This is a genomic window from Mesorhizobium bavaricum (assembly GCF_056781655.1).
In genome coordinates, this window is record NZ_JBXAYV010000001.1 from 572,440 (window position 1) to 585,065 (window position 12,626).

Genomic DNA, 12,626 nt, shown 5'->3' on the forward strand with positions numbered 1-12,626 from the left:
TAACCAAAAAATGCTGACCAACCCCACCATCGACATGCTGCGCGAACTCGGCCTTTCCGGCATGGCAAACGCGTTCCAGGAACTGGAGACGCAGCCGGAGGCAAGAGCCCTCCAGCATGGCGAATGGCTTGCCCTCCTACTCGAACGGGAGGCGACAACGCGCCGTCAGAAGCGCTTCGAGGCCAGAGCCCGTGCCGCCAGATTACGTCATGACGCCCAGATCGAGAACGCCGACTTCCGCGCAACTCGCGGTCTCGATCGCAATCTCTTCATGAGGTTGGCGACATGCGACGGGATCAGACAGCGCCATAGCTTGCTCCTAATCGGACCGGCCGGCGTCGGAAAGAGCTGGCTGGCCTGCGCGCTCGGCCACAAGGCATGCCGCGAGGATCTTTCGGTCGCATACCACCGTGTACCGCGCCTCTTCGCGACGCTCGCCCTTGCCCGCGGTGACGGCCGCTACGCGAAGCTGCTCAAGAGCCTGGCCAAAACGGACTTGCTTATTTTAGACGATTGGGGGCCGGAGAAGCTCAACGACGAACAACGCCGCGATCTCCTGGAAATCGTCGAGGATCGCTACGAGAAGCGTTCCACCATCCTCACAAGTCAAATTCCCGTGGATCACTGGTATGACATGATCGGCAATCCGACCATCGCCGATGCCGTCCTCGACCGCCTTGTTCATAACGCCTATCGCATCGAACTTTCCGGCGAAAGCATGCGCAAACACAAGGTCCTGCCAATCCCAGACGCAACTCCCGCTTGACCGAAAACGAGTTCGTCGACAAATATCGAAAAGACCCAGAGGCGCTCTAAGCCGTCCGGCTTCGCCTCGGAATCGCGTCCGGTATTCTATCGGAATAGGTGTCCGGTTTCGTCTCGGAATCACTGTCCGGAATCATTGGAATACGCAGATCGGACTGATGATTCATCCAGCCCGAGGACCACTTCGCCGGAAGAGGACATGCGTTCGATAACCGGGTACCGCAACTTGCGACGTACAAGTACATCTCCCCAGGCGTCCGGTGATCCCACATCATTTGGCGATACCCAAGCCTAATCTCCAGCGTGTCGCGGAAACCGCGCGTAGTCAGTAACCCAACCTTGGCACCTTTGCGTTCAAGCAGGATGTTAGTCGCTACCGTCGTTCCGTGAATAAAGTGAGAGCACTCACTGAGCAGGCGGGACACCGGCAGGTTGAGAAAACCTGCAGCACCTTCGATCGCGCAAATAACGCCAACCGCAGGATTGCTTGGCTCCGAAGGTGACTTGTACGGAATAACCGTGTCGTTCGCGTCGATGAGAACGAAATCCGTAAACGTTCCACCGACATCAATTCCGATCCTCCATGGCGCTAGAAGGCTGGGACGGGAAGTTTCTATATTCATAGTACCCCTTTAGCGTGGCGGCCCTTCGCAATGAGACTCCAAACCAGCGTTTAACTGCCTGCAACATTTGTGGCTATTGATCCGTCTACGTCATCTACGTCGTGGCCAACCCATTATTTGATCCGGCTTTTCAACGTCCTCGTTGGCGCGGATATCTATCTTTCTCTCATTCACCTCTCGACGCCCAAATCGGTATCGTCGCTGAGATGCGTTGCGGACCCTAAGTCGGATTGGCCTCTACCTTATGGCCGCTGAAGGATTGAGTAACTCACCCGACAGCGGCTGGGTATCTGCCGCCGGCGCCCGCACGTGACAGGCGACGACGCGCCCATCGGGCATCGGCACTAATGGCGGCACGTCGATGCGGCAACGTTCGACCGCGAGCGGGCAGCGCGGGTGGAAGGCGCAGCCTTTCGGCGGATTGATCGGACTCGGCACCTCTCCTTCGACGGGCGCCTCCAGCCGGGCCTGGGTGGGATCGGGTACCGGCGCGGCGGCAATCAGCGCCTCGGTGTAGGGATGGACCGGCCTGGCGAAGAGCGCCTCGCAGGTCGCGAGCTCCACGATCCGGCCGAGATACATGACGGCCACGCGATGGCCGATATGCTCCACGACCCCAAGGTCGTGCGAGATGAAGACGAAAGAAATCCCCAACTCCTCCTGGAGGTCCTTGAGCAGGTTGAGGATCTGCGCCTGCACCGAGACATCAAGGGCCGAGACCGCCTCGTCGGCGATCATGATCGCGGGATTTAGCGAGAGCGCCCGTGCGATCCCGAGCCGCTGGCGCTGGCCGCCGGACAGTTCGGACGGAAGCCGCTGCATCATCTCGGGCGCCATCCCGACCTTTTGCAGAAGCTCGGCGGCCAGCGCCTCGCGCTTCCTGCGGGTCAGGCGCTCGAAGTTCTCGACCGGTTCGGTGATGATCTGTCCGGCGGTGAGCCGCGGGTTGAGCGACGAATAGGGATCCTGGAACACCATCTGCATGCGACGACGCCCGTCCCGTAACGCGTGCTTCTTCAGGCTCGCGATATCGGTGCCCTCGAGCAGCACGCGGCCCTGCGTCGGCTCTGTGAGCCGCATGAGAAGCCGCGCGATGGTCGACTTGCCGCAGCCGGATTCGCCGACGATGCAGAGCGTCTCGCCCGCCTCGACGGGGAAGGAGACATCCTGAACCGCCCGTACGACCGGGACGTCCGTGGCCTCGTCTCTCCGACCATCAGCGCGGCTGTCAGCCGGATGGTCCCCGGGCGTCAAAGCGTGGCGCAGTGATGGGCGTGGCCGAGGGCGAACCAGAGACTTGAGTGTTGCGCGCCGGGCGACCGGCCTCGTGTCGGGGCGCGCCAAGCAATCCGCCCATCCACTGCGACAGGTCGAACCGCTCGCCGAACCTGATCCGCGACCGCGCGACCGGCTCCTTATCGCGCGTGTGTCCCCTCACCGTTGCCCACCGATCAAAGGGACCATGTACAAGTTGCTCAGCAAGCAGGCAGGCACCAGCGCGACAGCCGCCCGGCGAAGTCGCCCCATCCATCTAAGTCCTGAGGGGCAGTCCGATCTAGAGGACGAACTGCCCCTGGTTCCGATTCAGGTTAAATTGCGACGGACAAGGCTGGTTCCTCGGCGTATCCATAGACAGTCCGAGCATGGTCGAGCGTGATCACGCCGTCGTCTAGGTCTCTCTGCACCGCCGCACGTTCTCGCAGTCGAGGATCGCCCCAACCGCCGCCAGAGGATGACTCGATCGTCACGCGAACTGGCGGGAACTTTCGCACACCGTATTGCGGGGTATCGAGGACTTCACCGGAGGCCAGCTCAATTGTTAGCTCGCCTCGACTTCCATCACCGCCGCCGATTACTCCCAAGCCGCTTGGTGTTCGGACACCTTCTCCCATGAATTTGTAGGTTCCCGCCGCTTCAACGTCCGCGACGTACCTGACGCCCGTCCCACCTCGGAATTGTCCGGGTCCACCGCTGTCCGTTCGAAACTCATGAGTATAGACGTGGAGAGGATAGAGCTGCTCATAGTTTTCGACGTTGGGCAGCGCAAGGCCACCCATCGAAACAACCTGGCTGATGACGTTGAACCCGTCCCGTCCGAACACTGCGCCCGCCCCCGAAGATGCGTTCCAGTGAGCGAAAGAGAATGCCCCAAAAGCGGGGGCATTGATTGAAGTCGAACAGTAAGAGGCTTTGCCCCACGTACCGCTCGCTCTCTGGGGGTCCGCTTGTGCGAGTGCCTTCCAACACGCGTTGATTATGTCGGCTCCCGGGAACATCGTGTTCATCGTCATTGGTGCCGGTGGCAGGGCGTTGACTACAGTCCCCTCCGGAGCAATGATCTTGATGGCTCGCAAGGCGCCCTCGTTGCGCGGCAACGCTGCACTCCCTAGAAAGCTCATGACACCGACGAACACTGCTGACGTCGTGTTGGCAATAGAGCTATTCTTAAAGCCCTTGATTTGGGGATGGCTGCCAGTGAAATCCACAGTAATGCTATCGCCCTTGACTGTGAGTTTGACTTTGACCGGAACTCGACATTGTTCGAAACAGTCGGTATCGCTGACGTCCTCTGCTTCGTAGATACCATCCGGTAGCCGAGCAATTTCCTCGCGCATCATACGCTCAGCGTGCGCCAAAACCGCGTTCAAAGCCATCCTGCTTTGATCGAAGCCCAGTTCATCAAGGAGTTTCTGCAGCCGTTGGGCGCCGATACCTGTCGCGCCCAGCATTGCTCGCAGATCGCCTTCCATCATCTCCGGATAGCGGGAGTTTAGCAAAAGAAGCTCCCAAAGATCTCTCCGCGTTTTGCCACCTTCAACCAACTTCATAACTGGAAGTCGAATTCCCTCGTGAAAGATTTCGGTGGCGGACGGATTATATGTTCCAGCAGCGCCGCCACCGATGTCACACTGATGTGCGCGGTTGCATACGAAGGCCACAGGCGATCCGTCGCAAAATACGGGCTTGATGACGGTCCAGTCAGGTAGGTGATTTCCACCGGCGACATATGGATCGCTTAGGATGAACACGTCCCCAGGACCCATGTCATCGCCGAATTTACGAACTACAGCGCGCAATGCGAAACCCGCCCCTCCGGTGTGGATCGGCAATCCATCTGCTTGCGCGACAACTTCACCGTCTGCGCTGCCCACGAAACAAGAAAAGTCGTGCGACTGACTGAACCCAGGACTGCGCGCCGTTCTCGCCATGACGAAGCCCGTCTGTCGAGAGACGTGGTCGAGTTGCTTTTGAATCAGCGCTAGTTGAACGGCATCGAAACTCATGCTGCCACTCCCGATTGATGGTTGTTGAGGTGGATTATGAAATTGGATGCTCCGTCGACCTCCAGTCGGCACCCCTCTGGCACTACAACAGTTGTGGTCGAACCTTCCAACAGCGCCGGCCCCTCAACAGTGTCTCCATACTGGAGAGCATCGCTCTCAAAGATGGGCGTCTCCTTGAAATCATCAACGTCGTTCCAGTAGACACGGCGGATCTCTACCGCCCGGATTTCCCTTTTGACGCGCTCGCCCTTCTTTTGTTCGGAGAACCCCAAACGGACCGATCCCGTAGCACGTCCACCAGTGATAAAGATGTCGTCTTCCCCTTGATCATGCCCGTAGAGCCTTCGGAACTGCTCCATGAAAGCCGCACGGATCGCGTTCGACTCTGGCTGATCAATCCGCACGTCTACTGACGATTGCTGGCCCCGGTATTGTAGCTGTAGAGCTCGTTCGATAACAATGTCGTCCGCCGCAAAGCCCTCGTCCAGGAACCTGTTCCGGCATTCTCGCGCGAGCGTATCGAGGAATTCCACGATCCCATGTTCAGATGTCGCCCCCAACGGCTTTAGCCATGACCTGACGACGTCTTGCCGGGCATCCGCCGTGCACATACCGAATGCACAGAAGACACCCGCGACGCGGGGCACAAATACGGCGCGGCACCCCAAGGCGCGGGCGACGGAAGCGCCGTGCATCGGGCCGGCGCCACCTACGGCTACAAGGACAAAGCGAGAAGGATCGAAGCCTCTCTCTACGCTGACCTTTTCAACCGCATGCACCACCTCCTGCTCCATGAGGCGGACAATGCCAGCAGCGGCGCGAACTGTTGTAATCCCTGAAGGCGCAGCAATTCGACTGTCGATTGCCTGTTCGGCAAGCTTCTTATCAAGCGTTATTAAGCCACCACCGTAACGGCCGCTCTCTAGGCGACCTAAAACAAGCTGTGCATCGGTAACGGTAGGGTCTACACCACCTCGGCCGTAACAGACTGGCCCCGGAAACGCGCCAGCACCGTCCGGCCCAGTTCGAAGCATGCCCCCTTGATCACGGCGAGCGATTGTTCCCCCGCCGGCACTGACCGTATGAATGTCGACCGCCGGCAAAGCCAGGTGATAGCCGTTCACGTCAGTGCTGTTTGTCATTGCGACGCCAGCCTCATCGGTGAGGATTACATCGCAACTGGTGCCGCCGATTTCGATTGAAATGAGGTTCGGGGAGCCAAGGGCAGTGGCACAAACTACAAGGGCGCTCGCTGCAGCAGAAGGCCCAGACAGCAGAAGAGACGCAGGCCGGTGTTCGACCTGAGGCACTGAAACGACCCCTCCGTTGCTTTGCATCAGAAGAAGGGGGCGCTTCAGGCCGAATTCTTTGAGGCGCAACTCCAGACGTCGGAGATACGGAACAACACGCGGCGCTACATAGGCGTTGAGGACCACAGTTGATGTGCGTTCATACTCCCCTACCATTCGCACGATGTCGGAGGAGGCATATACCAAGACCTCCGGCCATAGCTCGCGGATGAGTGCCTTGCATTCGTGCTCGTGTTGACTGTTCAGGAAGCTGTTAATGAAGGCAATTGCAATTGCCTCCACCCCTTCCCTTTGCATCTCACCGACGGCTCGTTTGACGTCGTCGTGATCGAGAGGAATGGAGGGCTGTCCGACCTTATCAACCCGCTCCCGAACCGGCAGTCGGCGACTCCGAGGCACGAGCACAGGCGGGAACGGCGTACGATGGTCCCAAATATCCGGACGAATTCCACGACGGATCTCTAGAGAGTCGCGAAAGCCCTCCGTTACCAGCAGGCCGACTTTTGCCCCCTTGCCCTCAAGAAGGGTATTTGTCGCAATCGTTGATCCATGTACGAAATGAGAGCACCCACCCAGTATGGCTTCGATTGATACACCGGTAGCTTCGGTCGTCAGCCGGAGCACATCGATCACGCCTTCCGACGGATCAGCTGGCGTTGTGAAGGCCTTGTGTTGCCGGAGAAGGCCATCGGAGTCGATCAGCACCAAGTCCGTAAACGTCCCCCCTATGTCGATGCCAATGCGCCAGGGCGCAGTCAAATTCCTATGGTCGTGCATTTTTTCTTCCTGTTTGGGGCCATGCTGGTCGCTGCTTGATACCGCTCTGGCATTCTCGCTAGACGGGACCGCCGGCCCCTGCCGAATGATTAGGGCAGTGCATTTCTAGCCCGCGCTCGTTTCACATTTGTTGCAACAAGCACCACTATCGGCTCGGTGTCAAGGACGCCGCCGCTTCCCTTTGGGTATTTTGGCGCCCGACACCCGCGGAAATTGGTCCTCGTTGGCGCGGATATCCATCTTTCTCTCGTTCACCTCTCGACGCCCAAATCGGTATCATCGCTGAGATGCGTTGCGGACCCTAAGTCGGATTGGCCTCTACCTTATGGCCGCTGAAGGATTGAGTAACTCACCCGACAGCGGCTGGGTATCTGCCGCCGGCGCCCGCACGTGACAGGCGACGACGCGCCCATCGGGCATCGGCACTAATGGCGGCACGTCGATGCGGCAACGTTCGACCGCGAGCGGGCAGCGCGGGTGGAAGGCGCAGCCTTTCGGCGGATTGATCGGACTCGGCACCTCTCCTTCGACGGGCGCCTCCAGCCGGGCCTGGGTGGGATCGGGTACCGGCGCGGCGGCAATCAGCGCCTCGGTGTAGGGATGGACCGGCCTGGCGAAGAGCGCCTCGCAGGTCGCGAGCTCCACGATCCGGCCGAGATACATGACGGCCACGCGATGGCCGATATGCTCCACGACCCCAAGGTCGTGCGAGATGAAGACGAAAGAAATCCCCAACTCCTCCTGGAGGTCCTTGAGCAGGTTGAGGATCTGCGCCTGCACCGAGACATCAAGGGCCGAGACCGCCTCGTCGGCGATCATGATCGCGGGATTTAGCGAGAGCGCCCGTGCGATCCCGAGCCGCTGGCGCTGGCCGCCGGACAGTTCGGACGGAAGCCGCTGCATCATCTCGGGCGCCATCCCGACCTTTTGCAGAAGCTCGGCGGCCAGCGCCTCGCGCTTCCTGCGGGTCAGGCGCTCGAAGTTCTCGACCGGTTCGGTGATGATCTGTCCGGCGGTGAGCCGCGGGTTGAGCGACGAATAGGGATCCTGGAACACCATCTGCATGCGACGACGCCCGTCCCGTAACGCGTGCTTCTTCAGGCTCGCGATATCGGTGCCCTCGAGCAGCACGCGGCCCTGCGTCGGCTCTGTGAGCCGCATGAGAAGCCGCGCGATGGTCGACTTGCCGCAGCCGGATTCGCCGACGATGCAGAGCGTCTCGCCCGCCTCGACGGAGAAGGAGACATCCTGAACCGCCCGCACGACCGGGACGTCCTTCCGGAAGATCCCCGCACCAAGTGGATAGTGCTTGACCAGGTTCTCGACTTTCAACAGGGGACCCTTCATGCGCGCGCTACCTCCTCAGAATGCCAGCAGGCGGCGGCGTGATCGGTGCAGACATATTCCAGAACGGGCGTCTTCTCGCGGCAGATGTCGGTTGCGAAGGGGCAGCGCGCCGCAAAGCTGCATCCGACCATCGGCTCGCGCAGGCTCGGCACGATGCCGGGGATCTCCGGCAAGCGGCGCTCCTTGCCGCGCCGTCGATCCGGAACCGAACGCATGAGCGCCTTGGTGTAGGGATGCGAGGGCCGCGCGAAGAGATCGGTCACACTCGCCTGTTCGACGATCCGGCCGGCATACATCACGATCACCCGTTGGCAGGTCTCGGCGACGACGCCGAGGTCATGGGTGATGAACATCACTGCGGTTCCCGTGCGCTCCTTCAGATCTACGATCAGCCGCAGGATCTGCGCCTGGATGGTGACATCGAGCGCGGTGGTCGGCTCGTCGGCGATCAGGAGCTCCGGCGAGCAGGCCAGCGCCATGGCGATCATGGCGCGCTGGCGCATGCCGCCCGACATCTCGTGGGGGTAGTTATGCACCCGCCGCTCGGGATCGGCGATGCGGACGAGGCGCAGCATCTCCTCGGCCTTTGCCATCGCCTCGGAGCGCGAGGCGCCGGTATGGATCCGCACCGCCTCCGCGATCTGGCAGCCGACGGTGTAGACCGGGTTGAGGCTCGTCATCGGGTCTTGGAAGATCATCGCGATCTTGTCGCCGCGGATCTTGCGCATCTCGCGCTCTGACAGATCCAACAGGTTGCGGCCGTGAAAGCGGACCTCGCCGCCGACGGTTCTTGCGGTCAGCTTCGGCAACAGGCGCAGGATCGAAAGCGCCGTCACGCTCTTGCCGCATCCGGATTCGCCGACCACGCCGAGCGTCTCGCCTTTCTTCAGCCGGAAGCTGACCCCGCCCAAGGCGCGGGTGACGCTCTCTTCGCCGAAGAAATGGGTCTCGAGGTCCCGGACATCCAGAAGCACGTCAGTGTCGATGGACTTATCCTCCATGAGGTTTTGCATCAGCATCTCACCGCCTCCGCTTCGCGCGGGGATCGAAGAGATCGCGCAGACCGTCGCCGAGGAGATTGACCGCCAGGACCGTGAGCGCGAGAAAAATGCCGGGGGCGAAAAGGGTCAGTGGGGCGATGTTGAGATAGAGGCGCGCGTTCGAGATCATGTTGCCCCAGCTCGGAATCTCCGGGGGCACGCCGACGCCGAGGAAGCTCAGCCCGGCCTCGACCATAATTGCATCGGCGCAGACGATGGCGCTCTGGACCATGAGCGGTGGGATGGTGCTCGGAATAACATGGCGCCACAGGATCTTCGGCAGTCGGGCGCCCCCGCAGATCGCGGCCTCCACGTAGGGACGCTCACGCACGCTCAGCACGACCGAGCGCACAAGCCGGGTCACACTCGGCACCTGCGGCAGCGCCACGGCGACGATGAGGATGCCGATCCCGGGCCCGGTCAGGGCGATAAGCGCGATGGCCAGCAGGATCGTCGGGATCGACATCAGCGCATCCATCACCCGCATGATGACATTGTCGAAGTTGCGGACGTAGCCGGCGACGACACCGATCAGAAGCCCAACTGAGGTGGCCAGCAGCGCCGAAATCAGCCCGACCATGAGTGAGACCCGCGCGCCGTATATGGTGCGGGCAAAGACGTCCCGGCCGAGGTTGTCGGTGCCGAACCAGTGTTCGGTAGAGGGCGGCTGCAGGCGGATGAAGGGATCAATGTTTGACGGATCGCCGGCATAGAAGGGGGCCAGGAGCGCCAGCAGGATCATGAGCACAAGAAGGCCGCCGCCGATCAACACCAGCGGATGCCGCCGGGCATGCCGGACGAGGCCCGAGAAGCGTAACGGGCCCGCCGTTGCGACGGCGGCTGAAGTGGAAAGAAGCGTCATGTCAGTACCGGATGCGGGGATCGATCAGGGTATAGGCGAGATCGACCGCGAGATTGATGAGGACGTAGAGCCCCGAGGTGAGGATCAGCACGCTCTGGATGATCGGGTAGTCGCGGTTGTTGATCGCATCGACCACCAACCGCCCAATACCGGGAATGTTGAAGACGGTCTCAGTCAGCACCACTCCGCCGATCAGATAGGCGAAGCTGAGGCCGATCACGGTAAGGATCGGAACCCCGGCATTCTTCAGCGCATGGTGGAACAGCATCGCATAGGGTGAGGCACCCTTGGCGGCTGCGGTGCGCATGTAGTCTTCCGTCAGCACCTCGAGCATGCTGGCGCGTGCGATCCGCGCGATGAACGCGATATAGGGCACGCTCAAGGTCACGGTCGGCAGGATCAGATGTGTGAACCAGCGGCCGAGCCCCTCGCCGATCGGCACGTATCCCTGGACCGGCAGCCATCCAGCGCCAATAGCCAGCAGGTATACGAGGAAGTAGCCGATCACGAAGACCGGGACCGAATAGCCGACGGCCGAAAACACCAGGAGCAGCCGGTCGACAAGACCGCCGGAGCGCCAGGCCGAAAGGATGCCGAACGACACCCCCACCGTCACCGAGAGCGCCAGGGTCAGGAGCGACAAGGAGATCGTCGGCTCCAGCCGCTGCGCGAGGAGTTCGAGCACCGGCCGGCCGGAAAAGATCGAGATGCCGAAATCGCCGTGCAGCATGCCCGAAAGCCACTGGAGAAACTGGACCGGCAGCGGCTCGTTCAATCCCAGTTGTTCGCGGATGCCCGCGATGATCTCTCCCGTCGCGTTCCGCCCGGCCAAGACTGCCGCCGGATCCCCCGGCGCCAGCCGGATCAGAAGGAAGATAAAGATCCCGACCATCGCCATCACGGCGATGGCCGAACCCATCCGGCGAAGGATGTAGGAACCCATCAGGCAGAAGCCTTCCGCATGTTCCACATCGGGTACACGACCGTCGGGACTCTGACCAAATCGACCAAAGATTTACGGCGGGCAACGGGTTGGGTAATATTACCCAACATGACAATACCAACGAAATCCCAGTAAATGCTTTGCATCTCTCGGGCGAGCTTCTGCCGCTCCTCGTGGGTCTCGACTTTGTCCCATCTGGCGCGGAGCAACTCGTACTCGTCGTTCCTCGCCCAGCCCCACCACCCCTGCTCGCCATTTGCGGCCATGACCGGCATTCCGATCGGATCGCCCCACTTGGTGTCGCTCCAGTCTGAAATAAAGATGCTCCAGCCGCCTTCTTCAACTGGCCCCTTATTTTTTCGGCGCTCGGTGAATCCACCCCAATCACTCGTCGCAAGCTCAACGTTTAGGCCGATATTTCGCAATGTGACCGCCAGATATTGCGCGGCATTGCTGGCTTCCGGCCAATCCGTCGTCTGCAGAATGACAATCTTCTCGCCTGCATATCCGGCTTCTTGAAAAAGCTGTTTGGCCTTCGCAGGGTCGCCGCCCTTCTTATCCCACCCGGTGTTTTCGTCGTTGGTGTAAGGCGTGTTTACACCGAAAATCGATGTTACGGGTCGAATGTAATCCGGATCGTATCCCGCAGCCCGCATGATCGCCTCTTGATCGATCAGATGAAGCATCGCTTGACACGCCTTGACGTTGTTGAACGGCGGCTGGAGGAAATTCATACGCAAGAACATGTCAACGCCCGACGTATTTATGACTTCCAGCGCAAGATTGTCATCATTACGGATTGCCGAAAAAATGTCAGGCGCCGGACTTTGTACGAAATCAATCTCGCCCGCTTGCAACGCCGCGAAAGCTGTTTGCTGATCACTAATGATGTCCCAAATTACCCGATCGACATTGACGAGCTTCCCGCCAGCAAATCCGTCGGCCGCCTCCCGGCGTGGAACGTAGCTCTCGTTGCGATCATAGACAAAGCTGGCGCCGGGCTTGGCAAGGCCGTGGTTGAATTTGAACGGCCCCGAGCCAATGTTCGCGGTTACCTGTTCAGTTGGAGAAGTTTCTGCATCCTTTTGTCGCATGATCGCCAAGAAAAATCCCGTTCCGGAAGCGAGCGACGGTATTAGAAGTGGATAAGGTTCAGTAAGCTCAATGACAAATGCATTGTCATCAACCTCCGAGATGTCTTTCACTCTTTCGAAGATCAACTTCCCGCCCGCATCCGCCTGTCCCCAGCGACGGATTGACGCAATGCAGTCTGCCGCGGTGACAGAGCTGCCGTCATGGAAAGCAAGGCCATCGCGAAGCGTGAACGTGTAGGTTTTCTTGTCGTCAGAAAGGCTCCATTTATCCACCATCTGCGGGTGTGGGATGCCTTTCGAGTCGATCGCGAAGAGCGTGTCATAAATCGCAAATGCGTGCATGGACGTGGTGTCATCATTAGACAGGAGCGGATCGAACACACGAAGGTCGAGTTGCATTGCCCAGCGCACTGTTAGTTCGAGGGCCGAAGGCGTCTGAGCATACAGGGCCGAAGGAATAGTAAGCATCGTGCTGGCTGCTATCCCCTGCTTTAGCAGGTTACGTCTGGAAATGGTCATCATTTGTTTTTCCCTTGTTGATGCGCGAATTTCTGCTTATTTTGGCCAGCCTGACGCTGGTC

10 protein-coding genes are annotated in these 12,626 nt (G+C 60.1%); 1 reads left to right on the forward strand and 9 read right to left on the reverse strand.

The features are described 5' to 3' along the window. The first annotated feature begins 10 nt into the window (after window positions 1–10). Window positions 11–766, forward strand: coding sequence for an IS21-like element helper ATPase IstB (gene istB / locus AC1RZR_RS35510; RefSeq protein WP_481829305.1), 756 nt, complete (start codon window positions 11–13; stop codon window positions 764–766). Window positions 767–812: 46 nt separating this feature from the next. Here istB and AC1RZR_RS35515 read toward each other — a convergent pair whose 3' ends face one another. From AC1RZR_RS35515 to AC1RZR_RS35555, 9 genes are all read right to left on the reverse strand, one after another. Beyond that, window positions 813–1,388, reverse strand: a complete 576-nt coding sequence (locus AC1RZR_RS35515; RefSeq protein ID WP_481829306.1) for a hydantoinase/oxoprolinase N-terminal domain-containing protein — start codon at window positions 1,386–1,388, stop codon at window positions 813–815. 237 nt (window positions 1,389–1,625) lie between these two features. After that, a complete protein-coding gene (locus tag AC1RZR_RS35520) occupies window positions 1,626–2,642 on the reverse strand; it encodes an ABC transporter ATP-binding protein (protein ID WP_481829307.1) in 1,017 nt (338 codons plus the stop codon). Window positions 2,643–2,977: 335 nt separating this feature from the next. Next, window positions 2,978–4,672 carry a hydantoinase B/oxoprolinase family protein gene (locus AC1RZR_RS35525; protein WP_481829308.1) on the reverse strand — a complete coding sequence of 565 codons (1,695 nt, stop codon included), beginning with the start codon at window positions 4,670–4,672 and terminating at the stop codon, window positions 2,978–2,980. Further along, window positions 4,669–6,759, reverse strand: coding sequence for a hydantoinase/oxoprolinase family protein (locus AC1RZR_RS35530; protein ID WP_481829309.1), 2,091 nt, complete (start codon window positions 6,757–6,759; stop codon window positions 4,669–4,671). Before AC1RZR_RS35530 ends, AC1RZR_RS35525 begins: the two co-directional genes overlap by 4 nt. A 318-nt stretch (window positions 6,760–7,077) precedes the next feature. After that, window positions 7,078–8,106, reverse strand: coding sequence for an ABC transporter ATP-binding protein (locus AC1RZR_RS35535; RefSeq protein ID WP_481829310.1), 1,029 nt, complete (start codon window positions 8,104–8,106; stop codon window positions 7,078–7,080). Beyond that, entirely contained in the window at window positions 8,103–9,125 is a 1,023-nt protein-coding gene (locus AC1RZR_RS35540; RefSeq protein ID WP_481829311.1) for an ABC transporter ATP-binding protein, read from the reverse strand. The genes AC1RZR_RS35535 and AC1RZR_RS35540 overlap by 4 nt, the downstream gene beginning before the upstream one ends. Before the next feature lies 1 nt (window position 9,126). Continuing rightward, window positions 9,127–10,008, reverse strand: a complete 882-nt coding sequence (locus tag AC1RZR_RS35545) for an ABC transporter permease (RefSeq protein ID WP_481829312.1) — start codon at window positions 10,006–10,008, stop codon at window positions 9,127–9,129. Window position 10,009: 1 nt separating this feature from the next. Beyond that, window positions 10,010–10,951, reverse strand: coding sequence for an ABC transporter permease (locus AC1RZR_RS35550; RefSeq protein ID WP_481829313.1), 942 nt, complete (start codon window positions 10,949–10,951; stop codon window positions 10,010–10,012). After that, on the reverse strand, window positions 10,951–12,564 hold the full coding sequence (locus tag AC1RZR_RS35555) for an ABC transporter substrate-binding protein (protein ID WP_481829604.1): 1,614 nt from the start codon (window positions 12,562–12,564) through the stop codon (window positions 10,951–10,953). The genes AC1RZR_RS35550 and AC1RZR_RS35555 overlap by 1 nt, the downstream gene beginning before the upstream one ends. Between the last annotated feature and the right edge of the window lie 62 nt (window positions 12,565–12,626).

Excerpts from the sequence above, each read along its gene's own strand:
- istB (WP_481829305.1), top strand. The coding sequence starts at position 11 with ATGCTGACCAACCCCACCATCGACATGCTGCGCGAACTCGGCCTTTCC.
- AC1RZR_RS35515 (WP_481829306.1), bottom strand. The coding sequence starts at position 1,388 with ATGAATATAGAAACTTCCCGTCCCAGCCTTCTAGCGCCATGGAGGATC.
- AC1RZR_RS35525 (WP_481829308.1), bottom strand. The coding sequence starts at position 4,672 with ATGAGTTTCGATGCCGTTCAACTAGCGCTGATTCAAAAGCAACTCGAC.
- AC1RZR_RS35530 (WP_481829309.1), bottom strand. The coding sequence starts at position 6,759 with ATGCACGACCATAGGAATTTGACTGCGCCCTGGCGCATTGGCATCGAC.
- AC1RZR_RS35535 (WP_481829310.1), bottom strand. The coding sequence starts at position 8,106 with ATGAAGGGTCCCCTGTTGAAAGTCGAGAACCTGGTCAAGCACTATCCA.
- AC1RZR_RS35540 (WP_481829311.1), bottom strand. The coding sequence starts at position 9,125 with ATGCTGATGCAAAACCTCATGGAGGATAAGTCCATCGACACTGACGTG.
- AC1RZR_RS35545 (WP_481829312.1), bottom strand. The coding sequence starts at position 10,008 with ATGACGCTTCTTTCCACTTCAGCCGCCGTCGCAACGGCGGGCCCGTTA.
- AC1RZR_RS35550 (WP_481829313.1), bottom strand. The coding sequence starts at position 10,951 with ATGGGTTCCTACATCCTTCGCCGGATGGGTTCGGCCATCGCCGTGATG.
- AC1RZR_RS35555 (WP_481829604.1), bottom strand. The coding sequence starts at position 12,564 with ATGACCATTTCCAGACGTAACCTGCTAAAGCAGGGGATAGCAGCCAGC.